This is a genomic window from Variovorax sp. J31P207 (assembly GCF_030316965.1).
Classification (GTDB): Bacteria; Pseudomonadota; Gammaproteobacteria; order Burkholderiales; family Burkholderiaceae_C; genus Variovorax; species Variovorax ginsengisoli_B.
Genome location: NZ_JASZYN010000015.1, coordinates 108,517 through 134,973 on the forward strand (window position 1 = coordinate 108,517; position 26,457 = coordinate 134,973).

The following is a 26,457-nucleotide window of genomic DNA, read 5'->3' on the forward strand; positions in this document are numbered from 1 at the left end:
ATGAAAACTAGATGGAAGATTGGCGCGCGCGATGACCCTGCAAGGCGCTGCCGATGAGTTTGCGAAGATCGCCGTCGATCAGGACCACCAGCAGCAGGACTGCGCCGTTCAGGAGCAGGACCGTGGGCGACGCCGCGCCGACCAGACTGAGTCCGTTGTTCAGCACGCTCAGCACAAGTACGCCGCCGGCAATAGCGCCTGGCTTTCCTACGCCTCCGCTCAGGGCGACGCCGCCCAGGATGGCCGCGGTCGCCGCCTGGAGAAGGAGGTTTGAGCCGAACTGAGCTGAAGCGGTTGCCAGGCTGATCGACATGAGCGCGCCTGCGAGTGCCGCAAAGCCGCCGGAAAGGCCGAACACGATGTACACGGATGCAGGCACCCGTGCGCCGCTCATCACAGCAGCCTTTCGACGACTACCGGTCGCGTAGATGTCGCGACCGAACCGGGTGAAGCGCAGCAGGACCGCCAAAGCGACGAAGGCGGCGCAGGTGATCAGGCTGCGCGGCGACAGCACCTGCGCGATCTTCGAATCAAGCAGGTCCGAGGCGTCGAAATTGGCATAGGACACCACCTGGCCGCCTTCGATCCAGACGGCGACGCCGCGCAGGAGAATCATCACGCCCAACGTCGTGACCAGCGAGGACACCGAAAGCTTCAGCGTCAGGATGCTGTTCGCGATTCCAACAAGCACGCCCGCGCCCACGGCGAGCGCGATGCCCAGCAGTGGCTGGGCCTCCCCAGTCTTGACCATGACGAGGCCCGCCACGGCGACCACGGCGCCGACACTCAAGTCGAATTCGCCCGCGATCATCGTCAAGGCGAGGCCGAGCGTCACGAGCCCGAGCAGGGCAAAGCCCTGGGCGAGCGCGTACATGTTGCCCAATGTCAGGAAGCTCTCGCTGGCGATGCTGAATACGATGGTCATGCCCACCAGGAGGCCGACCCGCAGCAGGAATGAGGAACTGAAGGATTTCATGGTTGCTTTCATTTGCGACGGCGCGTCGCAAGTGCACTGAATGCGACAGCGATCAACACCGCCGCGCCCTTGACCATCAGCTGGACCTCGTAGGAGAAGCCGTTGACCAACAGGATGTTTTCCAGAAGCGCCAGGAAGATTGCCCCGACGGCTGCATCGACCACGCGTCCTCGTCCGCCGTTGATCGCCACCCCCCCGACCAGGACCGCGGCGATGGCACTGAAGTCGAGATCGGCCCCCACCAGCAGATTGCCGGTGCCGGATTGCGAGCCGATCAAGACCCCGGCCGCCGCCGCCGTGACGCCGGACAGGACATAGGCCATGACGACGGCAGTTCGGGTGCGCAGACCAGCCAGTTCCGCTGCCGCACGATTGGTGCCGACGAGCCTCAGCTCACGTCCGATTCGGGTGCGCTGCACGCCGTAGTCAAGAATCAGCACAGCGACCAGTACCAACAGGGCCTGATACGGAAGGCCGGGCCACAGGGCGCCGCTGCCGAGCCAGGAGGCATCCCCGTTGCCCATGATGGTGCGCCCGCCCGACCAGAGTGACGCAGCCCCGGTCACCATGGAGGCGATCGCGATCGAAGTGATGATGGGATTGCAGCGCAGGACACCCACCACGAAGCCCTGGATCGCCCCGGTGACCGCCCCGAGGGCAACCCCGAGCAGCGCCGCCGGCAGTGGTCCCAAGCCCAGCGCCTCGGCGAAGACGATCGACGCAAATGCTGCGGTGGCACCCAGAGAAAGTGAGAAAAGATTGCCGCTCAAGGTGACAGCGGCAAGTCCGACCGCGGCCATGCCCACCGCAGCTGCTGCATAGAGGATGGCAGCGATGTTCGAAGTGGACGCAAAGTTCGGGACCCACAGGCATGCGGCGACGAACAATGCGATGCAGAGGGCGCGAACCGCGTTGGCGTGGACATGCGCGGGACCGAACCAGTGACGCCATGACGGGGTGACAGCTGCGGCTACCGTGCGCGAGGTTGAGGTGTTCATGCGGCGCTCCGTTCCGGACCGTGAAGAATGTCGTGCAGCACGTCGTCCGCAGTGATGCCGGAACGTGGGCGGTCGTTGACCAGTTCCCCTCTGTAGACGGTGATCACCCGGTCCGCGACCTCCATGACCTCCTCGAGGTCGGTCGAGTAGAAGATGAGTGTCATCCCTGCTGCCGTCATGGCATGAAGCCGTGAGTAAATTTCACTGCGCGCGCCGATGTCCACACCCCGAGTTGGCTCGTTGAGCAGCAAGACCCTGGGTTTGAGAGCGACGGCTTTCGCCAGGGACACCTTTTGCTGGTTGCCGCCGGACAGGGTTGACGCGTCGTGCGACAGACGGTGCGCATCGATCTGAAAGTCTTTGGCAAGTTCAGCGGCGCGGTCACGTGCGGCCCGGATCGAGATCACGCCCGCGGGGCTCAGTTGATCCAGTACCTGGGCCGTGATGTTGACCTCGATCGTCGCATCGAGAAAGATTCCCTTTCCGGCACGATCCTCGGAGACGTAGGCAATGCCGGCGCGGTAGGCGTCGTTGATGGTACGGAGCTGGAAGGGTTCGCCTCCCACGCTCAGGCGCCCAGTGCTGCTGGGATGCAACCCGGCGAGCGATTCGACCAGGCTGTCCGCACCCGAACCGAGCTGCCCGACTATGGCGACGGTTTCGCCCTCACCGAACGCCATGTTGAAGGATCCAAACTGTCGGCGCAGACTCCAGTCCCGAATCTGCAGCTGCGTCTTGCGAGCTGAAGCGCCGGACGCGGCATGCATCCCGCCCCGCACGACGTCCCGACCGATCATCGCCCTGACGAGTTCGGGAGGATCCACATCCTTCGTGTTTCGCGTCCAGATATGACGGCCGCTGCGAAAAACGGTGACTCGGTCCGTGAGCGCAAAAATCTCGTCCAGTCGGTGGCTGATGATGACGATGGTGGCACCGCCTTCCTTGAGCGCACGCACGACCTTGAAGACCTTGGAGATTTCGGCGTCGGACAAGGTTGCGGTCGGTTCGTCTAGCAGAAGAACCCGTGCGCCGCGGGCAACGCCACGTGCGATTTCCACCAACTGCTGCTCGGCGAGGCTCAGCGTCGATGCCACCCTGTCGACGTCGATGTGGGTGAGCCCGACCGCGTCGAGTTGTTTGCGCACTGCCGCGCGGTACCGAGAACGCACGTAGAGCGTTCCCACCTCGGGCGCGCCCATCATCACGTTGTCGAGGACGGTCAGATGTGGAACGATCGACAGTTCCTGATGAACGATCGAGATCTGCGACGGATCCGGTCGCTGACCCAGTTTTATGGTTTTTCCGCCGATCTCGATCTTGCCGCTGTCCGGCACGACATATCCGCCGAGTACCTTCACCAGCGTGCTTTTGCCCGCCCCGTTTTCTCCGCAGAGTCCATGGACCTCGCCGATCTGCAACTCGAATCCCACGTCGTCCAGCGCCTGGGTGCCGCCGTAACGCTTCGACAAGCCTTTCGCTAGAAGTGCTGCGGTCATGCTCGCTCCGTACGGTGGGTCACATAGCGAGCCGTGTCTGTGCTCGAGGAGCTTGACGTCTGCTGGGTCCTGCTGCTGCCCCCAACAGCGAATGCTCGGGTCACCGCGGAACCTCCAGCGCGGTCAGCACGGGCCGAAGCACGATCGGGAGCGTGATCATCGTGTCGAGGTTGATCATCTTCACCGTGTCCTCTTGCACCGGCCCGTTCTGCGGGGAGTTCCATGCGGCCTCGGCGGCCTCGGCGCTCTCGAATACGAAGATGGAGAGGGCATCGAATCCGCAACCCGAGTGAGAGTGCACGTCGCCCACACCCGTCTCGCGGACGGGGTGTTGGCGGTACTCGATCAGGCCCGGCAGCTGGCGGGCAATGGGTCCGTGAACATCACGGTAGTGCCGGTGAAACTCATCCAGCGACATGTCGGGGTGCCGGCTGAACAAAAATCCGATGGTGTGCATGACGCTGCGGTCCGAAGTTTGAAGATGCCTCGAGGTTAGGGAGAACCTCGGTACAGCGTCGGCTTCCATGCGCCATCATGTTGCCCGTGCACGCCAGTCTGGTTTCGAGCTCAACCGGGCTGCTAACTTACGTGCTCGAGGGACATCCCAGCCGGCATAGATAGTGCTTTCCTCACTCGTCTTACTGGGACGACATCATGCTCAGCACTTTCTCCACCAGCGCCGCTCAAGGTGAATCGCATGGGTTCTCCGCTTGGGAGGACACGGTCTGCCGTACGTACGTCCCAGTTCGGTGCGTCAGATCAGTGGAGCGCCCCTTTTCCGCGCATCTCAAGGTGCAGGAGCTGGGACTCAGCCAACTGAGCCGAATCGAGTCGTCCGCCATGAGCTATGCGCGCATGGCAGACGACATCCGCCTGGACTCGTGTGACGATCTGCAGTTCTGCCTGATGCTGGAAGGCGCGCTGCATGTCAGGCAGGCTGGCCGGCAAGCGAGCCTCAAGCCCGGTGACATGGGTCTCTACGATGCGTCGCGTCCTTTCGAGCTCGACTTTCCTTCAGACTATCGCGCGCTTGTCGTGAAGTTGCCGCGAGCTTTGCTGGCCACTCGGCTCGCGGCTCCTGAAAGGTTGTCGGCGCGGCTGCTGCCCGGTGACGCCCGGCTCGGTGCGCTGGCGTCCAGCATGATCCGGGAGGCTGCGGCGCTCGGCGACATGGCTGGGGGTCAGGTCACGCATCGCCTGTCTACTTCCCTGGCCGACATACTCGCGCTGGCATTGGAGGTCGAACTGCTGGGCTCTGAGCCTCTGACGGGCCGTCACGCCCAACTTCTCCAACGCGTGAAAAGCTACATGTTGGAACACTTGGCGGATGCGCAACTGGATGTCACAGCCATCGCTGAAGCGCACCATATCGCCCCTCGAACCCTGAATCGACTGTTTGCCGCCGACGGCACGACGGCAATTCGCTGGTTGTGGCAGCAGCGCCTTGCCGCAAGCCACAAGGCGTTGACCGAAGGGCAGGTGCGGCAGGTGGCGGAGGCAGCCTTGTCTTTCGGCTTCAGTGACTTTTCCCACTTCAGTCGAAGCTTCAAAAAGGCATTCGGGGTTCAGCCGCATACGCTGGTCCGCAGCCCTCACTGATCGGCTGCTCGCGGCTCGCCGCGTCCATCACCCGTTTCTGCTCGCTCTCCGACGCGTTGGCGTCGGCCTGCCTTGGCGCTCCTCGCACAGAGGTTGGCGTTTCTGGACAAGAAGGCGATGAGCGCCGCACTTAGCATGGGCTCGCATGGTGGAGACGCGACCGGGATCCATCACGCCTTCCGGAGCAGCATGCGTGCTGTCTTCGTCCCGCATCAACACCAGCCGAGCTACCCATGGACACCTCATCGAAGACACTGCGCCTGCTTTTTCCTCAGTGGCAGGGAGGAAACAACGCGCCCTACCATCTCGGCGCACAGATGCTTGCTTGGCTTGCCCCACAGGCCGAAGGGCCGGTCGAGCAGGTGACGGTCCCCGAGCCGGGACGCGCCGCGCTCGAGATCGAGGAGGGAATCGTGGCACGCCGTGCATTGTTGGCGCAGCTGAACGATGCGCGCCGGCGGATCGACAAGCACCGGCCGGACCGCCTGGTGGTCTTGGGGGGAGACTGCCTCGTCGACCTGGCGCCCTTCGCCTACCTCAACGAACGCTACGAAGGGGATCTCGCCGTCCTTTGGGTGGATGCGCATCCGGACGTCATGACCCCCAAGGACTTCCACCACGCGCACGCGATGGTCCTGGGCAATCTTCTGGGGGAGGGCGATCCAGACTTCCTCAAAGCGGTAAAGCTCCCGTTCAAGCCTTCCAACGTCATGTACGCAGGCGTACACAGCATGCTCCCCGTCGAGACCGCCCTCATCGAACGGCTTGGTCTGCGGTGTGCTGCACCCGAAGAACTCGCGCATTCCAGTGAGCCCGTACTCCGGTGGCTCAAGGAGACAGGGGCAAAGCATCTGGCCGTTCATTTCGATCTTGACGTTCTCGATCCTTCGCAATTCCGTTCGTTGCTCTTTACCCGACCGAATGCCGAGCCGGGCACATTCGACGGAATCGCACAAGGCAGGATGACGATGGCTCAGATCGTTCGCCTCCTGCGGGATGCGTCCGAGGTTGCGGATGTGGTCGGGCTTGGCATTGCCGAGCATCTGCCTTGGGACGCTCTGGCCTTGAAGGACATGCTCGCGAAGCTGCCTTTGCTCGGAAGGCCTGCGATCTGAACGCAGGCAGCCGGCAACGCTGTCGAATCAGTGACAGGCACCTTGACGTTCTGAGCACAGCAGAACCGCGGCTCAATTCCTAGACTGCACATCAAAGGAGTGTTCAGTATGGAAATGTCTCAAGTCGCCCCGGAGTTCATCCGACGACGTCGAGCGTCGGAGCCCCCGGCGTCGATCGTGCCGATGCGGACCGCGCACCTGGTGGTGGACCTGCAGCAGGGCTACTGCGGTGTCGGCGAGCCCCTGGAAGTGCCTCGCGCACGCGATGTCGTGGGCCCGGTGAATCGGATCAGCGATGCCTTGCGTCGTGCTGGCGGCTTGAACGTCTACACGCGCAACACCTTCGTGCCCGGAGACGAGGAAGAGTGGTCTTTCTACTACCGCCACTTCGGCCACGCGATGGATGTCACGAAGATGATCAAGGGTGCGCCGGCGCAGGCGCTCTGGCCTGAGCTGACCGTGGATGAGAGCGCGGATTGGGTCATCGACAAGCAGCGCTACAGCGCCTTCGTACCCAACACCTGCGAGCTGGATCAACGTCTCAAGGTCCGTGGCATCGACACCCTCATCATCACCGGGACCGTGACCAATTGCTGCTGCGAGTCGACCGCGCGTGATGCCATGCAGCGGAACTACAAGGTTTTCTTCGTTTCCGACGGCACGGCAGCGTTGAGCGACGAAGAGCAGCACGCGACCTTGAACAACATGCAGTGGCTCTTTGCCGATGTGGTGACGACGGACGAGATGGTCCGCTTGATCGACCAGGCGGCTCCCTGAATCGGATGACTCTTCACTTAGGAATCACCATGAAATACTTGAATTCGCTTTTCTCTTTCGCCAAGCGCCACGTCATCACGATGGGCGCGGCGGGACTTCTGGGTGTCGTGGCGCTGACGCCGGCCGTTGCGCAACCCAAGAAGCTCAAGGTCTTCGTCAGCTTCAGCTACTACGGCAACACCTGGATGGAACAGAACCGGAACATGATGACGGCCCTGTCCAAGAGCAAGGATTACAAGGACCTGATGGACCTGGAAGTGCAGGTTGCGGGCCCGGATGCGCAGAAGCAGGCTCAGCAGATCAACGCCATGACCGAAGCAGGTGCCGACGTGATTGTGGTCTACCCGATCTCGCCCACCGCGCTGAACCGCGCGATCAGGAATGCCTGCAGCCGGGGAGTCGTGGTGATGACGTGGGATTCGACGGTCGACGAGAAGTGCGCCACCAACGTGCACGCCGACAACGTGGCTCAGGCTGTTCACGAAGCACAGTGGGTTGCCGACTCCGTCAAGGGCAAGGGCAACATCCTGATGATCAATGGCTTCTCGGGTGCGGCTGCCAACGACGAGCGGGTCAAGGCTGCCAAGGCCTTGTGGGCGAAGTCGCCGGGTTTGAAAGTGGCGGCGGAGGTCGAGGGTAAATGGAGCGACCCCGTCGTCCGGGAAGAGTTGAGCAAACTGATGGCGGTCCGCAAATGGAGCGATTTCGACGTCGCCTTCGCCCAACTGGGGTGCTATCCCTTCTATGCGTTGCAGGAAGAGGCCGGCATCCCGGACGAGAAGAAGATTCCTTGTGCGGGCTCGGCGGAGAACGCCGAACGCCTGGCGACGGCGCCCAAGGGTCCAACCGCCGATGGCGCTAAGGGCGCATACCGACCCATGGGAATCAAGGGCTACACCTTCGAGGTCGGCCCTGCAATGGGTGCGAAGGCCCTGAAGCTGGGGGTCGACGCCAAGCTCAAAGGCACCAAGCTGCCTTCCGACATCCTGATGCCGGTGCGCACGGTGACGCAGGACCAGGTCAAGCTTTGCAAGGAAGGAAGCTGGAAAGAGATGAAGGAAGGCTGCAACACGTTCCCGACGTCGCTGGTGCCGAATCCGGAAAGCTCGATCGCCATCTTCGATCCTGACATGCCGCAGCTTGGCCTCAAAGCCGCTCTGCAAGGCGTTCCCGAGTACTGATCGCCGTGAACGCAGATCGCACATCCTTGGCCTTGCGCCAAATTCACAAGGCCTTCGGACCGACGGTCGCCCTGGACGAGGTGACGTTCTCGGTGAGCGGCGGCAGCGTGCATGCCTTGCTCGGTGAAAACGGCGCAGGCAAGTCCACGACGGTCAAGATGCTCAGCGGCCTGCTTCAACCTGACCGGGGCGACATCGTGGTGGACGGTCAGGCCGTGAACCTGCGTTCGCCTCGCATGGCGCACGAACTCGGAATTCACACGGCGTTTCAGGAGATGACCCAGGTACGCGATCTGACGGTCGCCCAGAACTTGCTGTTGCCCTACGAACCGACCAACCTGTGGGGTCAGCGCTCCGCGCGAAAGACGCGGGCCCTGGCGGAGCAGGGCCTCGCGGAGATGAAACTGTCCTTCATCGACCCGGATGCCTTGGTGGGCGAGTTGGACCTGCCGCTGCGGCAGAAGATCGAGATTTCTCGAGCGGTGTTGAGGAAGCCGCGCGTTCTCCTTCTGGACGAGCCGACTTCGGCCTTGTCTGGTCAGGACATGGTCTGGCTAGGTGACGTCATCGCGAGACTGCGCGCCGCTGGCACCACGATCATCTTCATCTCGCATCGAATGCACGAGGTACGCGACTACTGTGACCGGCTGACCGTGCTGCGAAACGGCCGTGCCGTCTGGGATTCCGCCGTGTCCGAAGTCAGTGATGCCGAAATCGTCCGCTTGATCATCGGTCGATCGCTTTCGGCAACCTTTCCGCCCAAGGACGAACACGTGCGTGGCGGGCCGCCCGCCCTCGCTGTCAAAAGAATGAGCGTCGGGCGCACATTGCGGGACGCCAGCTTCGAACTGCGGCGCGGTGAGGTGCTTGGCATCGCCGCCCTGCAGGGAATGGGGCAGCTGGAGTTGTTCGAGACGTGCTTTGGGCAGCGCTTGCCGAGTGCCGGACATCTGGAGGTCGATGGGCACAAGGTGGAACTGAGCTCGCCCGCGGATGCCATCCGGCCGAACGTCGGACTGGGTTTCGTTCCCGAGGATCGAAAGACGGAGGGCCTGTTCCTGCGGTTGTCGGGGCGCCACAACATCTCGCTGCCTGTGATCGATCGTTACGCCCGCTTCGGTGTCCTGGATCAGCAGTTGGAATCGGATGCGGTCGGATCGGCACTGGACTTGTTGCAGGTCGCTCAGCGGGCGCGAGACCTGAAGGTTTCGGCGTTCAGTGGCGGTAACCAGCAGAAGATGGCGATTGCACGTTGGATGCTGGCCGGCAGCAGGACATTGCTGATGTACGACCCGACGCGCGGTGTCGACATCGGCACGAAACACGAAATCTATCTGTTGATTCGACGCTTTGTCAGTGGCGGGGGCGCGGTCTTGTTCTACTCCACCGAGATCGAAGAGGTCGTGAACCTGTGTGACCGGGTGATGGTGATGTACAAGGGCGAGATTGTGCGGGAACTGGACGGAGAGGGGATCACCGAGGAGTCGATCATGAATCACGCCTTGGGCCATGCGAGCCCTGATTTGGAGCACGCATCATGAGCATGACAGGCACCATTGCTACCTCCATGGCCTCGGCTGCCGGGTCGACTCCACCGCCGGCGAGGCGCTTCAATCTTCGCCGCCATCGCAGCACCTTGCTTGCAATGGCTGTGTTCGTGGCCATGTTCGTCCTCTTGGCCATAGCCAACAAGCGTGCGCCAAGCTATTTCGGTGTGAGCTCGCTGCTCGCTTCTGGAACAACGCTCGCGTTGGCTGCCATCGGTCAGACGATCGTCGTGATCGGAGGTGGACTCGATCTGTCTGTCGGCGCCATCGTGGGGTTGGTGAATGCCGTGCTGGTCACCCTGTACCCAGCCTCGTCGAATGCCTCGCCCATCCTGATGGTCGGCACGGCCGTGCTGTTGGGCAGTGCCGTGGGTGCGGTCAACGGCTTCTTCATCGCCAAGCTTCGCCTTCAGCCGATCATCGTGACGTTGTCGACGATGTTCGTGTTGCGCGGGTTGACGCTGTTGGTACTGTCCAAGCCGGGCGGCAGCGTACCGGACGCGTTCGCGGCGATGCTGGTCGACGACGTGATTCCGAACGTCCTGCCCTCGCCGCTGGTGACGCTGGTCGTGGCGTTGGCCGTGTGGGGATTGGTGCGCAACTCTGCCTTGGGGACCGAAGTTTTCGCCGCGGGCAGCGACGAGGCCAGCGGGCAGGCGGCAGGACTCAACGTCGCGCGCGGCAAGTGGGCCTCCTATGCCTTGGCTGGTGCGTTCTACGGCTTGGCTGGAGCCTTCGTGTCGGCGCAGGCAGGTGCAGGCGATCCGCTGATTGGCACACCTTTGTTGCTCAGCAGCTTCACCGCTGTGGTTCTGGGCGGCACGATGATCGGCGGCGGGCGCGGCAGTTGTCTGGGCACGGTGTTCGGCGCCTTCACCTTGCTGCAAGTGGTCAACGTGCTGCTGGCCCTGGGATTGCCCGACTACTACAGTTCAGGTGTAGAGGGCCTGGTCCTGGTGCTCGCAGTGCTGGTCAATCGAGATCGGTTGCCGCATGCGGTGAACGAGCTTCGTCGGGCGACGGTCCGGTGGCAAGCGTGGCGCCGGGGTGTGGGTGCCAAGCTGGTGGGCGCGCCCCAGGGATGGGTCCCACCGGTGTCGCTCACGCCTGCGAAGGTAGGTGCGTTCGACCCATCGGCTGGTCCGTCCTCGTGGAAACGCTGGTGGGGAAGCCGCCGTGAGACCGCCAGCTACGTGCTTCCAGCTTGGGGCGCGCTCTTGGTGGTCGCGCTGGTGTCTTGGTTGTATTACGGCGCAGCCTTCGACGCTCCTCGGTACCTCGACAGACTTCTCGTACTCGGGGCATTTCTGGCCGTGCTCGCATTGGGTCAAGGTGCGGTCATCATGGCGGGCGGCTTGGATCTTTCGATCGCGTGGAGCATCACCAGCACGGGTGTGCTGGCGACGTATTTGATGCAGGGCAGCAACGCGGCGACATGGTGGGCCATCCCGATCGCGCTGGCATGCGGCGCGCTGATCGGCGTCGTCAATGGCCTGGGGGTCGTGGCCCTGCGGCTGCAGCCGATCGTCGCAACGCTGGCGGTCGGTGGCATGCTTCAGAGCATCACGATGGTGGTCACCGGGGGAACGCCGAGCGGCGACGCGTCACCCGCCGTCCGTTGGTTGGTGACTGGCCAGATTGGCGGCATGACGCCGTTGGGCCCGGCTCTGTTGCTGTTTGCGTCGTTCGCCACGGTGCTGCTGGCACGCACCCCGTTCGCGCGTCGGTTGATCGCGGTAGGCAGCAACCCGCGTGCCGCTGCATTGGCCGGCGTACCCGTGGCGCGAATCGTTGTTCTGAGTTATGTGATCAGCGGCGTCTGCGCGGCAATCGCAGGCATCCTGCTCTCGGGCTTCCTGGGACGCTCGAGCCTGACGATGGGTGATTCATACGTCTTGCCTTCAATCGCCTCGGTGGTCGTGGGTGGCACGCTGATCACCGGCGGTCGCGGCCACTACGTGGGGATTCTGGGCGGGGTGTTGGCGCTCACCGGACTGCAGATCCTGCTCAGTGGCACGCCTTTGCCGCCGGCGGCGCGTGACATCGCCTTCGGTGTGGTGATCATGGCCGCTGTCTTGTCACTGCGCGAGAAATGATGCGTCTTCCTTCCAAAGGCACGGAGTTCGTTACATGACTGAAAAGACCAAGCCGCCCGTTCCGATCGCATTGCGCGTGAAGGCGATTGAATCGCTCTTGATCGAGCGTGACCTCATCGATCCCCAAGTGATCGATGAAATGATCGACATGTTCGAGAACCGGATCGGCCCACGCGATGGCGCGCGGGTGGTCGCGAGGGCATGGTGCGATCCTGTCTACAAGGCGAGATTGCTCGCGGACGGAAAAGCCGCGGTGGATGAACTGGGATTCAGTGGCGGAGACGCCGAGTTCATCGTGGTGACCGAGAACACTCCGGAGGTGCACAACGCGATCGTGTGTACCTTGTGTTCGTGTTACCCATGGAATCTTCTGGGCCTGCCTCCGGGTTGGTACAAGGCATCCGCCTACCGCTCGCGCATGGTCCTGGAGCCGCGCGCGGTCATCGCCGAGTTGGGCTATCAGGTTCCTGAGGATGTCGAAGTGCGAGTCTGGGATGCCAACGCGGAACTCAGGTACATGGTTCTGCCCATGCAACCGCCCGAGTCGGTGGGGCTGAGCGAAGATGAGCTGGTCGACTGGGTCACGCGCGACAGCATGATCGGCGTCGGCCTGCCGCGCAGGCCGGCGTCCACATCGACTTCCGCAGGAGAGCCAGCATGAACGGCGCCCATGATGTCGGAGGAAAGCACGGTTTCGGACCCGTCGAAAGGTTCGGAGAGGAGCGAGTGTTCGAGCATGAATGGGAGCGCAGGGTGGCGGGCACCAATGGTGCGGTGTGGTTTGGCGGCGCCTGGTGCAGCGATGAGGCGCGAGCGGCCGTGGAGCGCATGGACCCTGTGGAATACCTGGCGTCGAGCTACTACGAGCATTGGGTCCACTTCATGGAGGACCTGCTGGTGCGAAAAGGCGTGGTCACGGCGCAGGAACTGGCGGAGGGAAGAGTCCTGACTTCGGGGAAGGGATGTGATTTCATCACCAAGGTCGCCCCTGGCACTGCGATGCAGCTTTTCAGAACGGGTGGCTCGATGGAGCGGGACATTGCCGCACCTGCCCGCTTCAGGGTGGGAGATGCCGTCCGCGTCACGACGAACAACCCCGCACACCATACCCGGGTGCCAAGCTACGCGCGGGGCAAGCGCGGGACGGTCATCAGCCATTGGGGCGGGGTCGCATTCGCGGACACTCGCGCGCAGTTCCAAGGCGATCACCCTCAGTACCTGTACTCGGTGACCTTCGAGGCCACCGAGCTATGGGGAGCCCAAGGCCATCCGCGCGATCGGATCACCTTGGAGATGTTCGAAAGTTATCTGGATCCCGTCGAACCATGACCCAGCCAAGTTGCCCTCTGCCGTCCACGCTCATGGAGCTCGGCCCTCTGGCTCCCTACCATGCCTTGACCGAAGATGAAGGAGGTCCGGTGTTTGGTGAGCCGTGGCAGGCGCAAGCCTTTGCGACCGCGGTGCACCTGGCGCGGCGTGGCTTGTTCAGTTGGTCGGAATGGGTCGAGGTATTCAGTGCCGAGATTGCGAACGCCCCTCAGCAAGCGGGTGAAAGCATCGAGGGGGCCTACTACCGCCAGTGGGTCGCGGCGCTCGAGCGATTGCTGGGTGAAAAGCGAGTGCTATCGTCGCAGCAGGTCGGGGATGAGCAGGTGCACTGGTTTCGCAGCTATCTGAATACAGAGCATGGCAAGCCGGTCGTCCTCATGCGGAACCTGCCGGAGCCGACCCAGGCGGACTTGGCGTTTGCGAGTGGACATGACCATGACCATGACCATGACCATGACCATGACCATGACCACGTCCCGGGAATTCAGCCCATTTCGATCAGTCGAGCCACTGCGCTGCCCAGCCCTTGAGGACACGTCGCGGAGCGACAAGCATCGGCCCTCTATAGGGCCACTACCGATGCATGTCATGTGCCTGCATGCTAGCTTTGCTTCCTGCCATATCGGTCCGGAACGACCGTACAACCGGGTGCAAATTGCAACCCGTGTAGGCTCGAATATTGCATGCAACGGGTGCCATGACTTCTCTTGCTCACGATTCTCTCTACGACGTGGATGTAGCGGGCATGAAGCCTGTCGATCGATTCGCCTATTGGAGCGACGTGATCTGCGCCCTCTATGCACCGTCGGAAAACCGGCGCGTCGACGGAGAAGAGTTCTATGGACGCTTGTCGCGCCATGTGTTGGGGCAGGTCGAGATCAGCGAGATTGCGTCGGTTCCGATCTTGAGCGTCCGCGACGCGGACGGATTGAGGCGCATGCCCGCTGACGACATCATCGTCAGTTACCTCGTGGAGGGTGAGGCTCAGATGTCACAGGGCGGGCGCGATGCGGTGCAGCGAGCCGGGCACTGGGTGATGTACGACGCCGCTCAGCCGTTTACCTACCGATTCCTCGACGACTATCGTGGCTACTGGGTGCGTCTGCCCAGGCGCATGGTGACCTCCCGCTTACGTGCTCCGGAACGGCTCACCGCCCGCGCACTTCCGATGAATTCCGCCGTCATGTCCCTCGCCGGACAAATGCTGCAGCAATCGATGCATATCGATCGGCAGTTCGATCCGGTTCTGGCCGCCCGCTTGGGTAGTTCCTTGGCCGATGTTCTGGCGACCGCGTTCCAGGCCGGCTTGGGCGAGGGCCCAAATGATGGGGGCCTGGCGCATTCAGTGGCCCTCAATCGCATCAAACAGTTCATGGAAGCGCGGCTCGACGATCCGGAGCTCTGCATCGAGGATGTCGCCGATGCCGTGGGCATCTCACAGCGGACATTGAACCGTCTGTTTTCAGCGGACGGGACCACCGCCGTGCGTTGGCTCTGGAATCGCCGCCTCGAACGCAGCCACGAAATGCTGCATGAGGGGCTGGCCCGCCACGTGACCGACGTCGCGCTGAACTGCGGATTCAGCGATTTCTCGCATTTCAGCCGCGCCTTCAAGCGCGCGTATGGGGTGGTACCGAACTCGTTGCTTCGCAAGACACACTGAGCCGCGGCGATGCGGAAGATCAACGCCCGGGCTCCATCGCGCCTCGTGCTGGCAGCCTCGGGATGCTTCGCAACTGCAGGAAGACGTAGAGCGTCGTCTTGACGGCGAGGCAGCCGAACATCGACATCGCGGTCTCGAGATCGAACATGTCGGTCAACTTGCCCATCATCAAGACGACCAAGGTCGAGCCGCCATAGCCGCTCACGAGGAAGGCGGAGCTGAGGAACGCACGATGTGAAGCAGGGGCGATCTCGTTGACCTTGCCGCTGGCGCCGGTGAAGGCGGCGCCATAGCCAACGCCGGAGAGGACGGCGCCGGCGAGAAAGGCTGTCAGTGCATCAAGGTGCCACGCGACTACGCAGCCAAGCCACCCGAGTGCAAGAAGCAGGCAGCCCAGTTGGACGGCCCTTCTTCGATCAAGGCGGTAGGTGGCCATTTGGGTGCAGCCGGCAGTCACTTGGAACAGCGAGACGACGAGCCCGGCGCGTGCGGCGTTGTCCGGGGCATCGAGCGTTCGCATGATAGTAGGCCCCAGCGCCATGAAGATGGATCCGCTTGACCAGGCGAGCACGAGGATCACGCACGACAACGCGAAGGGCAGGGCGACGGGTGACAGCGCGTCGCCCCACGACGGGGTTTCGTCGGCTTCGGCCAAGGCGCTCAGGGGCGGAGGGACGGCAGCAGGCAAGCGAACTACACATAGCGCCGCAACGCCGGCGAGGACTGCATTGAAGACGAAGGGGAGAGCCAGCGGCGCGAGGTCCGTGGCCATTGCGGCCGATGTGATGATCGGGCCGAGGGCGGCGCCCCCGGTGATGGAGAGAGTGCCCAGCAGCGCGGCCAGGGGCCTTTTGCGACCGGTATCGAGATCGATGAGGGCGGCGTTGCAAGAGCCCATAAGCGCGCCGGTCCCCACGCCCGCAAGCAGACGGCCCGCAAATAGTTGAGGCACCTGCTGCGCGAACGCCATGAGGAGGGAGCCTGCGATCACGATCGCCAGGCCGGCCAACAGAACTTGTCGACGATCCCGAATCCGGTCAGCGAATGCGCCGACCGCCAGCAGGCTGGTCACGACGCCGAGCGCATACACCGCGTAGAGAGCCGTCTGAACCATTGCCGTCAGCCCCCAGTGCTGCTTGTAGACCGCAAAGAGCGGGGACGGCGCCGTGCTGCCAATCAGTGCGCTGACGATGGCAAGACAGATCGCGGCCCGCGCCAGCGGGTGGGACAGGTTGCTGGGCGCTGAGTATGGAAATGACATGTAGGTGTGGTGGGGCAGGGCTGCCCCTCCAGCGGTCTGCTGGTTTGAGTGTCTATTCGTCAAGGGGAGGCAGTTGGCCTACGAGTTCGATCAGTTCGTCGAGCGTCGCATAGAGGCGCTCCACGAATTCGCGGCCGACGTGCGCCTCAAGATCGGCATAGATCGGCTCGATCTGCGGGGCCAGCTTCAGCGCGAGGGCGCGACTCTTTGACGTCAACGTGACGGCTACACGCCGCTGATCGCCGGCATGGCGCTCTCGATGCACCATTCCCAGATCGTCCATCCGCGCCAGCACGCCTGCAAGGCTGGAACTTGAGATGCGACAGTCGTCCACGATCTGCCGCGGCTCCATCGCGCCTCGCTCCATGAGGGCCCGAAGGATGCGCCATTGCTGCTCGGTGACTCCACTGGCGTTGAGCAGCGGTCGAAATCTCGCGAGCACCGTCTCACGCGCGTCCAGCAGCAGCAGCGGCAGGTTCCTGTGCCTGAAGCCGGCGGATGCTCTGCTCATGCGCGATGCAAGTTCGATTGACATGTTCACATGTGAGTGACTATCTCACTAAGATCGTAGCAAATATCTCGTCATGCCATCTTCAGTTTTTCCTATCGATATGTCGCCCTACCCATGGTGGGCATCCACAGCGGCGTGATCCGCACCGCGCTGGCGCCGTTCGGCGGCATCAAGCAATCGGGCATGGGGCGCGAGGGCTCCAAATGCGGCATCGAGGGCTACATGCACACCAAGTACCTTTGCTTTGGGGGGGCTTCGAACCCCATCAATCGCTCGCTCCTGACATCGAGCGACGCTGCCATTTGCTTCTAGGGCCCCGACGCGCGAGCGGGTGCGCAAGGCGACAAAAATGGACGCTGCTGCGGCGTGCATCGCTGCGCGCGGCATTTCGTAGCGCCGCAGCTTTGACGCCCCCGCGCGAGGCGACGGACTGCTTCCCACCGGCTCGGGTCGGGGGGGCTCCAAACCAGCCGGTCGCCCTCAGGCTCTTGTCGCGGATAAGTAAAAACCCTAGCCGCATGCAGTCGATGAGATGGCGCAGCAAGCACAGCGACGGCGCATCCTCAGGAATAAGGTTGCACCTGGCGTCGCCGTATTGATTTACGTGTCGACTGTGTTTGTCAGATGCCCTTGGGCGGGCGCAAAACGACAGGAGATTTCTCATGCCATCGATTTCGAAAATGGGCGCTGCAAACGGGCTTGCAGCCGTTGTTCTGGCTTCCGCATGCCTTGCACCACAAGCGGCCGGAGCGGTGGACCTTTCGCCGAAGAAGGTCGGATTGGAGTCCGAGTTCATCGATGTGACCAAATTCTGCGGAACGAAGAAGATTCGCGTCGCCCTGTCCGTCGGAGCCGTCAACGCACATCGCCAGATCAAGCGTGCCGAGCTGGAAGATGAAGCCAAGAAGTGCCCGAACATCACCGAGGTCGGCTACGCGGACGCCGGCGGGAATCCTGAGAAGGAACTGGCCAACATCCGCTCCCTGGCGGCGCAAGGCTACGACATCATCATCATCGAGGCCGATTCCGGCGCCGCAGCGATTCCGGCCATGCGCGACGCGGTGAAGGCCGGCGCAGTCGTGATCCCGGTCGAGGTCGGCGTGGACTTTCCCGGCAAGCCTGGCGTGGACTACACGTTGGTGGTCACCCCCAATCAGGAGCAGATGGCAAGCGTCTACGCGCAGTTCATCGTGGACAAGCTCAAGGGCAAGGGCAACGTGATCGTGTGGGGCGGGGCCCCCGGCGCACCGCAAACCGCGGCGCAGATGCCGGGTTGGAAGAAGGTCTTCGCAGCCAATCCTGGCATCACCGTGCTTGAAGGGCCGGTGATTTCCAATTGGGACCCAGCGTATTACCAGAAGGTCACGACCGCATTGCTGACGAAGTATCCGAAGATCGACGGTATGTACTCGGACTACGGCGCCGGCGTGATGGGGTCCCTGCGTGCGTTCAAGGCCGCCGGCCGCCCGTTGGTCCCGGTGACGGGGCTCGACGCCAACGTCGCCCAATGCTTCTGGGTCGACAACCATGCAAGCGATCCCAACTACCAGGTCGGGTTCACCAGTTCTTGGACCTGGATCGATCGCCTCGCACTGCGCAAGGGCCTGGCTGCCGTCAATGGCATCGACAGCACAGAGCCCAGCATCGTCAACGTGAGCCTGCTGGTAGACAGTGGCTCGACCAACCCGAAACTGCAGCCCAAGTGCGACCGCGACGTTCCGCCGGACGTTTCCGTCGCGTCCTCGAGGCTCACTCGCGAGCAGCTGATCGGCGTCTTCAAGAAGTAAGCGTTGCGATCGGTGGCGCGTGCACGGAGCGCCACCGGTCAGCGCTGCTTCTGAGCAACGACGAAACGGACAGGCGCAGCCAAGGACTACGAATCTCATGGCCTACACGATTGAACACGACAGGTGCAATGTGAACACGACTCTCAACAGACTTGAGCCCATCAACCTGCTCCGGTCCTTCGCGATGCGCGCGCTGCTGGGCTTGGCGTTGCTGTGGCTGATCGCACTTCTGGTCGAGCCGAGAACGCTCGCCCTCGAATCGGTGATCTCGATGGCGCCCTTTGTCGGCGTGCTCGGCGTCGCTGCCATCGGGCAGCATCTGGTCATACAGCAGAGGGGGTTCGATCTGTCGGTGGCGGGAAACATCTCGCTGGCCGCCGTCATCGTCACCGCCCTGCCGGCACCTGACGCCGGCGTGGCGTCGACCGTTGGGTATGTCTGCCTGGCGCTCGCCGCTGGTGTGTTGGCCGGGTTTCTGAACGGGGCCGTGATCAATTGGCTGCGCGTTCCCTCCCTGGTCGTCACCATCGGAGGCAATGCACTTCTCATCGGCTGCGTGTTCTACATGACACGCGGCGCCGTCCATGCGGCACCGGATCCCCTGACCGCGGCCGCCTCTGCCAGGGTCGGACCGCTGTCTGTCCTGTTTCTTGTCTTTCTTGCGCTCGCACTGTTCGCGGCGTGGGTCATCGACCGTACGTCGATTGGTCGTCGATTCATTGGCTCGGCCATCAGTCCCGAGGCTTCGCGCGTGCTTGGCGTCAAGGTTTCGCGCTACAACATCCTGACCTACTGCATCGCCGGGTTGCTGTTCTCTGCCGCGGGCGTGATGCTGGCGGGGCTGGCGGTCACGCCGACGCTGCTGTCTGGCGGGCCCTACATGCTGACGACGGTGGCTGCGGTCATCGTGGGTGGAAGCCCGCTCAATGGCGATCGTGGCAGCGTCGTGGCGACGATGATCGGCGTGATTTTCCTGGTCTTCCTCAACCAGCTGGTTGTCTCACTGGGTTTCGACTACGCGATTCAAAGCATGGTGCAAGCTGCCATCATCCTTGCCGGCGTCACAGTCCCCGAACTCATGCGTCGTGGCCGAATCGGGAAGCGCTCCGAGCCTTCCGCTTCGTCGGTCAAGGCAAGGCCACATGCCAACGCAGCCGCATCCACGATGGCAATATCCGCTGCGCAAGCACCCGTGCTCGAGCTCGAGGGAGTTCGCAAGACCTTCGGTAGCACCATCGCCCTCGCAGGCGTCGATTTCTCGGCAGTGCCTGGAGAGGTGCATGCCATCATCGGCGAGAACGGGGCTGGCAAGAGCACCTTGATCTCCATCGCCTCCGGCGTGCTGCCGGCGAGCGAGGGGGTGGTCAAGATCGCGGGACAACGGATCGACGGCGCCGACCCGAACAGGTCCCGGGCGGCCGGCATCTCGGTCGCCTTCCAGCATCCGCCACTGCCACCGCACCTCACCGTCCTGGAATGTCTCTGCCTGGCTTCGGACGTTTTCGCGCAGGGCGATGGGGCGCGACGCGCGTCGGAACTCATCAACCGGGTCGCCATCGGTTCGCTGCGTGCTTCCCCTCAAGATCGAATCTCCGATCTCTCGATCGGCCAACGGCACGTGGTGGAGATCGCCCGGGCGCTGGCGTCCGATCCGAAGATCTTCATCCTCGACGAGCCCACGGAACCCTTCAAAGAGGACGATGTCGTCCACCTGTTCTCGCTGATCCGGGAACTCAAGGCGCAGGGCGTGGCCATCATCTACATCTCCCACAGGCTGAAGGAAGTCGAGGAAATCGCCGACCGGATCTCTGTCCTGCGGGACGGCGAGTTGGTTGAAACCCGGCGGCGTGCCGACTTCACTCACGCTGAGATCATCAACATGATCGTCGGGCGTCCGCTCGGCAACGTCTTTCCGCCCAAGTTCTCGGACGAATCGGCACCGACCCTGCTCAAGGTTCGGAACCTTTCGGGTTTGCACTTCCATGACGTCAGCTTCGAGGCCAAGCAAGGCGAGATCGTCGGCATTGCCGGCGTGGAGGGTCAAGGTCAACGCGAGCTGATGCGCGCGCTCGCCGGCATGGAGAGCTTTACCGGTGACATCGAACTGGGCGGGCGTGCATTGCTTCATTCGGACCGCTCGTCCGCACGGCTCTCGAAGGTGGCGTTCGTTCCGGACGACCGTCATCGCGAGGGCCTGTTTCTATCGCTGTCGGTCGAAGAGAACATCGGGGTTGGTTTCGTGGCGTCCGACGGCCCTTCGGTGCTCATCGATCGCGCAGCGGAAAAGCAGGCGGTCGCCGCGTCGATCAGGGACCTGAAGATCAAGACAGCATCTGCTTCGGCCATCGTTTCCTCGCTCTCTGGCGGCAATCAGCAGAAGGTGCTGATCGGTCGCGAGATTGGCGCACAGCCTCAGCTCTTCCTTGCGGACGAGCCGACCAAAGGCGTGGACATCGGCTCCAAGAGCGACATCTATCAAAAGACCCGTGACCTGGCGAACCAGGGGGTGGCGGTGGTGGTCGCGTCGTCCGACGGCGTGGAGCTCGAAGGGCTGTGCGATCGCGTCATCGTCATGGCGCGCGGAGCCGTCGCGTGTGAACTGCGCGGCGCGAAGGTCTCCGATGCGGAGATCACCACGGCGAACCTCACTGCCGGGCATTCCGGCAAGCAGAAGGGCGAGGTCGCATCGGGCAAGAGTTGGTTCAACTCTCTGCTGCAGAGTCGGTGGCTTCCCGCCCTCGTGCTGTCCGTGGCATCGCTTCTGATCGTCTATGCGGCGGTCTCCGTCAATGGACGCTTCCTCTCGGCTTACAACCTTCAGAACGTCCAGGTGCAGTTGGCCACTCTTGCGCTGATCGGATTCGGCCAGCTCTTCCTGATGCTCTTGGGCGAAATCGACTTCTCGGTTGGGCCGCTCGCCGGGCTGGTCGTGGTGCTGGCCTCGTATTGGATTCCGGAACAAGCAACGCCGTCGACCATCGTTTTGGCCATGGGCGCCATCATCCTGCTGTCCGCCTTGATCGGCCTTGCGCAGGGGATTTTGGTGGTCATGCTGAATCTGCCTTCGATCGTCGTGACCTTGGCTGGGTTCTTCGCCCTGCAGGGTTTGTCTCTCTCGTTGCGTCCGGTGCCAGGCGGCACGATAAGCGACACGATGGTTCAGAGCTTGCTCGTTTCTGTAGGCCCCGTGTCTGTGGTGACCATCGTTGCGATCGTCGCAGCCCTGGCATTCGAACGCACGTTGTTCCGAACGCACTTTGGCCGATCGCTTCGCGCCTCGGGGTCCAGCCAGTCCTCAGCCTCCAAGCTCGGCGTCAAGCGCAACGTGCTGACACCCGTGGCGTTTGCTGTCAACGGCGCCCTCGTTGGCATCGCCGGTCTTGTGCTCGCGGCGACCGTGGGGGTGGGATCGGGGACCGCGGGCATCAATTTCACGTTGATGAGCATCACCGCCGTGGTGCTCGGCGGAGCGGTCATCAGCGGAGGCTTCGGGTCGTTCATCTCCACCTGGTTTGGCGCCCTGTTGGTTCAACTCACCTTCAGCGCGACGACGTTCATGCAGGTGGGCGTGGAATGGCAGTACTGGCTCGTCGGAATCACCACGTTGTTCGCGGCTGGTCTCTTCAGCTTTGGCCGGCGAAGCGCCGCCCACGAATGAAGCTCGGCGTCGCTGCGATCCCTGCTTGCAGAGCCAGCGTGTCGGCGCCCGTTCACCCGCATGGAATCGTTATCTCACGGTGCGCGGCGCCATCTGATTGGCCTGCGGAGCGATTGACGCTCGCAGGCCAGCCCCTGGCGCCCGCGAGCGGTCGCCGCAGAAGAAGGTCTCATAACCTTCAGTTTCGTTGTTACGCACTCCCGACAACCCAGATTGGAGTACCCCATGCATACCATCGCCTTCGTCTTCAAGCGGCATCCGGACATGACGCTGGATGAGTTCCATCGGCACTACAAGGACATCCACGGTCCGATCGCGCGCGAACTGCCTGGGCTGCTCGAGTATCGCCAGTACCCGCTTCGACCGGCCGGTCTTGGCGATGCCCATACCAAATCCGATGGCGGCTTCGACGCGCTGTCGATCTTCACTTGGGAAAGCGCCGAGGCGGCGGAGGCCGCTTGGAATTCGCCGCAGAACGGGCCGGTCCAAGAAGACACGAAAAAGATGATCGATCTTGAAACGATGTTGACCCTGCCCGTGACCCTGAGGACCGTGTTGTCGGTTCTGGAGCCATCGCGATGAGTGGAGACCGCCGATCGCTTGTGATGCAGCAATCCGGTGCATTGCAAGCCCCGTCAACCACTGCATGGGGTGGTCACATGTCTGTGCTGAGGAGCGCCTCCGATGCCAGCTTCTGAAAAGGTCCATGATGTGATCGTCGTGGGTGGTGGCGCGGCCGGTTGTGCACTGGCTGCGCGACTGAGCGAGGATCCCATGCTCCACGTGCTGCTCCTGGAGGAAGGGCCGACCGACAACAGCCTGTTCATCAAGATGCCCGGTGGCTATTTCAAGGTGATGGGTACCGAGCGAACGACACCGCACGAGTCCGAGCCGGTCCCAGGCGCCAAGAATCGACGCATCGGTGTGATGCAAGCGCGTACGCTGGGTGGCGGTCTGTCGATCAATGCCATGATCTACATCCGAGGTCAGCGAGAGGATTACGAAGGCTGGAAATCCGACGGCTGCGCGGGATGGGGCTGGGACGATGTCTTGCCGTGGTTTAAGAAATCTGAAGGCAACTCGAGGCTCTCCGGGCCACTGCATGGGACCTGTGGTCCTCTGAAGGTCACCGACACTCACTACCGCCATTCCCTCAGCGAGGCGTTCGTGAGGGCCGCGCAGGAGACAGGCGAAGCGATGGGGCTCGAGATGCCCTACAACCACGATTTCAACGGCACATCGCAACTCGGCGTCGGCTTCTACCAGGCGATGATCGACGGCGGCGAAAGGGCCAGCACGGCGCGCACCTACCTTCGCGCTGCGGCCGGCCGCGAGAATCTGACCGTTCTAACCGACGCCAAGGTGTCACGTGTTCTCTTTGAAGGACGGCGTGCTGTCGGAGTGGCAGTGCAGCTGGACGGACAGGGCGAGCAGCGACTCATGGCACGGCGTGAGGTGGTGCTGACGGCGGGCTCCTTGATCAGTCCCAAGTTGCTCATGCTGTCCGGCGTGGGCCCCGGAGCGCATCTGCAGGAGCACGGCATAGACGTACTCGTCGACCTCCCGGGGGTCGGCCAGAACTATCAGGATCACATCGTTGCGCCGGTCGACGGCCAGTTGAGCGGGCCGATCGGGCTCATTGGCCAAGACAAGGGGCTCAATGCGCTGCGTCACGGAAGTCAGTGGTTGATGTTCCGAAGCGGCCTGCTTTCATCGAACCTGTGCGAGGCGGGAGGATTTCTGGATCTCGATGGCGATGGTCGCGCGGAGATTCAGATCCACGTGCTGGCGGCCGCGTCCACCAGCTGGTCAGCCTCCAAAGGCATGCCGCCCGTGCACGGCCTGTCGGTCGCGCCATGCCTGCTCACCAGCCATTCCCGAGGACAGATCTACCTGCGCAGCTCCAATCCGGACGATCGTCCTCGTCTCGATGCGAACTACCTCAGCGATCCGAGCGATGTGGTCAACCTGGTCCGCGGTGTTCGTGTGGCTCGAAGGTTCCTCCAGGCCCCCTCCCTCGCGCCCTACATTCGCGGCGAGATCCTTCCTGGCGCCTCCGTAGGCGACGACGAAGCGGCGCTCGAGGACTATGTCCGTGGTCATGCGCAGAACGCCTTTCACCCGGCTGGGACCTGCGCGATGGGAATCGGCTCCGACGCGGTTGTTGACCTCGAACTGCGCGTCCGCGGCGTTGAAGGCTTGCGCGTGGCAGATGCCTCGGTCATGCCGACCTTGATCCGCGGCAACACGACCGCCCCGACCGTGATGATTGCCGAGCGTGCCGCAGATTTCATTCATCACGCGTCGCGATAGGGGCTGACGGCGTCGGCGACGACTTGCAACCCGAATCGCTCGATCCAGAACTTACGGCGTAGCGAACAACATTTGAACAGGAACCCCAAGGCACCTATGACCTCTCTTCATGATCCCATCACCATTGGTGACCTGGCGCTGCGAAATCGCATCGTCATGCCGGCCCTGACGCGTGCACGCACGGCAAACGGCGACGTGCCGACCGAGCTCAACGCGGAATACTATGGCCAGCGCGCAAGCGTCGGCCTCATCGTGAGCGAGGCGACCAATATCAGCCCCCAGTCATGTTCGTTCGAGCGTGCGCCTGGCCTGTGGACTGACGAGCAGGTCGAAGGTTGGAAACTGGTGACCGCCAAGGTGCATGCGGCAGGCGGCCACATGTTTGCCCAGCTCTGGCACTGCGGGCGAGCCGGCGCGAAAGGGGTGCTCGGCGGCAAGCAGCCCCTCGCACCTTCGGCAGTCAACGATGACCTGCACCAGCTGGGCGTCTGGGGCCTGCTTGCGAACGGCAACTATGTTCAGCTGCAGGCGACTCCCTCGCGCGCCATGACGCTGGACGACATCCAATCGACTCTTCGGGAGTATCGCGCAGCCGCGGTGAACGCCCTGGCAGCAGGTTTTGACGGCGTGGAGATTCATGCCGCCAATGGTTACCTCCTGCATCAATTTCTTTCACCAGGGCTGAACCTGAGAGAGGACCGATACGGAGGATCCGTCGAGAATCGCGCGCGGCTGTTGCACGAGGTGATCGAATGCGTTGCGGAGGTGGTGCCGCGTTCTCGAATCGGCGTGCGGATCTCACCGTTCGCTTCCTACAACAACCCCCGCGACCCCGATCCGGCCACCACGTTTGGCTATGTCGCAAAGATGCTGGAGCCGCTCGGCCTGGCGTATTTGCACTTCGTCGATGAGGGCGGATGGTTTGGCAAGCCAGACCGTGAGCGAATCCTGGAAATCGTTCGGCCGCACTTTTCGGGGCCGATCATTGCCAACGGGGGCCTTGAGCCGGATGTCGCTCAAGCGTTGGTCGAGAGCGGACGGGTGCAAATGGCAGCTTTCGGGCGTTACTCCATCGCGAACCCGGATCTGGTCCGCCGGCTTGAAGTCGGGGCCTCACTGGCGCAACCGATTCCAGCCCAGTTCTACGCGGGAGGCGCCGCAGGCTACACCGATTACCCGTTTCTCGGCTGAGGCGCTGGCTGCCGGCGGCGGCCGGGGCGCTCCGCTAGTGCTTCTGTTCCAGCACCTGGTGGGGGAGCACGCCGAAGGTTCGCTTGAACGCTCGGCTGAAGTGCGAAAAGTCGGTGAAGCCGCATTCGATGGCGGCTTGCGTGACCTGATCCACTCGACGCTCCGCCAGCGCGCGGTAGCTGGCTTGCAATCGCTGGTTCCACAGCCAGCGCATGGCGGTGTCGCCTTGAGCGGCGAAAAGACGCTGCAACGTGCGCGGCGACACGGCATTGGCATCGGCGATCGCGTCGGTGTCGAGCGATGCTTCGCTCAGGCGCTCCGAGATCCACGTCTTGATGCGATCGATCATTGCATCGTGGCGGGTTTCCCGACAGTTCTTTCCCAGCAACTCGGCCTCGATGGCGAGGGTCAGCACGTCGAGCAAGGACGTCGAAAGCCGCGCGCGCACGCTGGGATCGCACTCTTCTCCCAAAGAGCCGCATTCCTGCAAAAGGCCGCCCGCGAGGCGCCCGAGTGAAGTCGCACCGCTCAAGGTTCGGGCAGTGATTTTCTCCGATGCGATCAGGCGGGAGCTGAGCAGCTTGCGGGGGATCTTGAGGGTGACGTCGCAATAGGAATTCGGGTAATCGAGGGTGAACGGGCGTGCGGTGTCATAGACCACGATGTCGCCAGGGCCGAGAACCGCCTCCCGCCCGTCTTGGCATGCCACGCCCGTCCCTTGCAGTTTGACACTGGCCAGAAACGAATCGTCACTGGCACGCCGAATGTGATCGGGATCCCTCGTGTACCGAACCTTGGTCGACGTCACGGAGGAACTCTGGAGCAAGCCGAAATCCGCCGTCGATAGCGACGCGGTGAACGAACCTCGCTCGGAGGATTCGACGTCCATTTCCGCAAATGTCCTGCAAACGACTTCGTTCCAGTGAGCGAAATGGTTGTTTTGGGCCGGGTTGCTCATA

Annotated in this window: 22 protein-coding genes and 1 pseudogene; 16 read left to right on the forward strand and 7 right to left on the reverse strand. The window is 62.8% G+C overall.

The window, feature by feature from the left end:
* Positions 1-7 precede the first annotated feature (7 nt).
* The 4 genes from QTI68_RS33580 to QTI68_RS33595 all read right to left on the reverse strand — a co-directional run bounded on the left by QTI68_RS33580 (position 8) and on the right by QTI68_RS33595 (position 3,927).
* On the reverse strand, positions 8-976 hold the full coding sequence (locus QTI68_RS33580; RefSeq protein WP_286528045.1) for an ABC transporter permease: 969 nt from the start codon (positions 974-976) through the stop codon (positions 8-10).
* Positions 977-984: 8 nt separating this feature from the next.
* On the reverse strand, positions 985-1,974 hold the full coding sequence (locus QTI68_RS33585; protein WP_286528048.1) for an ABC transporter permease: 990 nt from the start codon (positions 1,972-1,974) through the stop codon (positions 985-987).
* On the reverse strand, positions 1,971-3,470 hold the full coding sequence (locus QTI68_RS33590; protein ID WP_286528051.1) for a sugar ABC transporter ATP-binding protein: 1,500 nt from the start codon (positions 3,468-3,470) through the stop codon (positions 1,971-1,973). The genes QTI68_RS33585 and QTI68_RS33590 overlap by 4 nt, the downstream gene beginning before the upstream one ends.
* A gap of 100 nt (positions 3,471-3,570) precedes the next feature.
* Positions 3,571-3,927 carry an EthD domain-containing protein gene (locus tag QTI68_RS33595; RefSeq protein ID WP_286528053.1) on the reverse strand — a complete coding sequence of 119 codons (357 nt, stop codon included), beginning with the start codon at positions 3,925-3,927 and terminating at the stop codon, positions 3,571-3,573.
* A gap of 197 nt (positions 3,928-4,124) precedes the next feature.
* Here QTI68_RS33595 and QTI68_RS33600 point away from each other — a divergent pair, with 197 nt between their 5' ends.
* The 10 genes from QTI68_RS33600 to QTI68_RS33645 all read left to right on the forward strand — a co-directional run bounded on the left by QTI68_RS33600 (position 4,125) and on the right by QTI68_RS33645 (position 14,777).
* Positions 4,125-5,069: an AraC-like ligand-binding domain-containing protein gene (locus QTI68_RS33600; protein WP_286528056.1), complete on the forward strand. Its 945-nt coding sequence runs from the start codon at positions 4,125-4,127 to the stop codon at positions 5,067-5,069.
* Between the two features lie 233 nt (positions 5,070-5,302).
* Positions 5,303-6,184, forward strand: coding sequence for an arginase family protein (locus QTI68_RS33605; protein WP_286528059.1), 882 nt, complete (start codon positions 5,303-5,305; stop codon positions 6,182-6,184).
* A 183-nt stretch (positions 6,185-6,367) separates the two neighbouring features.
* The gene (locus QTI68_RS33610) at positions 6,368-6,961 is read left to right on the forward strand and encodes an isochorismatase family protein (RefSeq protein WP_286528178.1); all 594 of its coding nucleotides are present in this window, start codon (positions 6,368-6,370) and stop codon (positions 6,959-6,961) included.
* A 29-nt stretch (positions 6,962-6,990) separates the two neighbouring features.
* The gene (locus QTI68_RS33615; RefSeq protein WP_286528063.1) at positions 6,991-8,142 is read left to right on the forward strand and encodes a substrate-binding domain-containing protein; all 1,152 of its coding nucleotides are present in this window, start codon (positions 6,991-6,993) and stop codon (positions 8,140-8,142) included.
* Between the two features lie 5 nt (positions 8,143-8,147).
* Positions 8,148-9,683: a sugar ABC transporter ATP-binding protein gene (locus QTI68_RS33620; RefSeq protein WP_286528066.1), complete on the forward strand. Its 1,536-nt coding sequence runs from the start codon at positions 8,148-8,150 to the stop codon at positions 9,681-9,683.
* Complete coding sequence (locus tag QTI68_RS33625) at positions 9,680-11,785, forward strand: ABC transporter permease (protein WP_286528069.1); 2,106 nt, start codon at positions 9,680-9,682, stop codon at positions 11,783-11,785. The genes QTI68_RS33620 and QTI68_RS33625 overlap by 4 nt, the downstream gene beginning before the upstream one ends.
* 34 nt (positions 11,786-11,819) lie before the next feature.
* Positions 11,820-12,446, forward strand: coding sequence for a nitrile hydratase subunit alpha (nthA, locus tag QTI68_RS33630; protein ID WP_286528070.1), 627 nt, complete (start codon positions 11,820-11,822; stop codon positions 12,444-12,446).
* On the forward strand, positions 12,443-13,114 hold the full coding sequence (nthB, locus tag QTI68_RS33635; protein WP_286528074.1) for a nitrile hydratase subunit beta: 672 nt from the start codon (positions 12,443-12,445) through the stop codon (positions 13,112-13,114). Before nthA ends, nthB begins: the two co-directional genes overlap by 4 nt.
* Positions 13,111-13,644 carry a nitrile hydratase accessory protein gene (locus QTI68_RS33640; protein ID WP_286528077.1) on the forward strand — a complete coding sequence of 178 codons (534 nt, stop codon included), beginning with the start codon at positions 13,111-13,113 and terminating at the stop codon, positions 13,642-13,644. The genes nthB and QTI68_RS33640 overlap by 4 nt, the downstream gene beginning before the upstream one ends.
* A 215-nt stretch (positions 13,645-13,859) precedes the next feature.
* The gene (locus QTI68_RS33645; protein WP_286528080.1) at positions 13,860-14,777 is read left to right on the forward strand and encodes a helix-turn-helix domain-containing protein; all 918 of its coding nucleotides are present in this window, start codon (positions 13,860-13,862) and stop codon (positions 14,775-14,777) included.
* A 19-nt stretch (positions 14,778-14,796) separates the two neighbouring features.
* Here QTI68_RS33645 and QTI68_RS33650 read toward each other — a convergent pair whose 3' ends face one another.
* Both QTI68_RS33650 and hpaR read right to left on the reverse strand, forming a co-directional pair.
* The gene (locus tag QTI68_RS33650) at positions 14,797-16,038 is read right to left on the reverse strand and encodes an MFS transporter (protein ID WP_286528082.1); all 1,242 of its coding nucleotides are present in this window, start codon (positions 16,036-16,038) and stop codon (positions 14,797-14,799) included.
* Between the two features lie 52 nt (positions 16,039-16,090).
* Positions 16,091-16,549 (reverse strand): homoprotocatechuate degradation operon regulator HpaR, encoded by a 459-nt coding sequence (gene hpaR / locus QTI68_RS33655; protein ID WP_286528084.1) that lies wholly within the window; start codon positions 16,547-16,549, stop codon positions 16,091-16,093.
* Positions 16,550-16,663: 114 nt separating this feature from the next.
* Here hpaR and QTI68_RS33660 point away from each other — a divergent pair.
* The 6 genes and pseudogenes from QTI68_RS33660 to QTI68_RS33685 all read left to right on the forward strand — a co-directional run.
* Positions 16,664-16,861 (forward strand): annotated as a pseudogene (locus QTI68_RS33660) (aldehyde dehydrogenase family protein); the annotation flags it as partial.
* Between the two features lie 350 nt (positions 16,862-17,211).
* The gene (locus QTI68_RS33665) at positions 17,212-18,336 is read left to right on the forward strand and encodes a substrate-binding domain-containing protein (protein ID WP_286528095.1); all 1,125 of its coding nucleotides are present in this window, start codon (positions 17,212-17,214) and stop codon (positions 18,334-18,336) included.
* 97 nt (positions 18,337-18,433) lie between these two features.
* Positions 18,434-21,994 carry an ATP-binding cassette domain-containing protein gene (locus QTI68_RS33670; protein ID WP_286528097.1) on the forward strand — a complete coding sequence of 1,187 codons (3,561 nt, stop codon included), beginning with the start codon at positions 18,434-18,436 and terminating at the stop codon, positions 21,992-21,994.
* Positions 21,995-22,219: 225 nt separating this feature from the next.
* A complete protein-coding gene (locus QTI68_RS33675; protein WP_286528101.1) occupies positions 22,220-22,576 on the forward strand; it encodes an EthD domain-containing protein in 357 nt (118 codons plus the stop codon).
* Between the two features lie 102 nt (positions 22,577-22,678).
* Positions 22,679-24,307, forward strand: a complete 1,629-nt coding sequence (locus QTI68_RS33680) for a GMC family oxidoreductase (protein WP_286528103.1) — start codon at positions 22,679-22,681, stop codon at positions 24,305-24,307.
* Between the two features lie 96 nt (positions 24,308-24,403).
* Positions 24,404-25,498 (forward strand): alkene reductase, encoded by a 1,095-nt coding sequence (locus tag QTI68_RS33685; RefSeq protein WP_286528104.1) that lies wholly within the window; start codon positions 24,404-24,406, stop codon positions 25,496-25,498.
* Between the two features lie 34 nt (positions 25,499-25,532).
* Here the strand turns inward: QTI68_RS33685 and QTI68_RS33690 are convergent, their stop codons facing one another.
* Positions 25,533-26,456 (reverse strand): AraC-like ligand-binding domain-containing protein, encoded by a 924-nt coding sequence (locus tag QTI68_RS33690; RefSeq protein ID WP_286528106.1) that lies wholly within the window; start codon positions 26,454-26,456, stop codon positions 25,533-25,535.
* Between the last annotated feature and the right edge of the window lies 1 nt (position 26,457).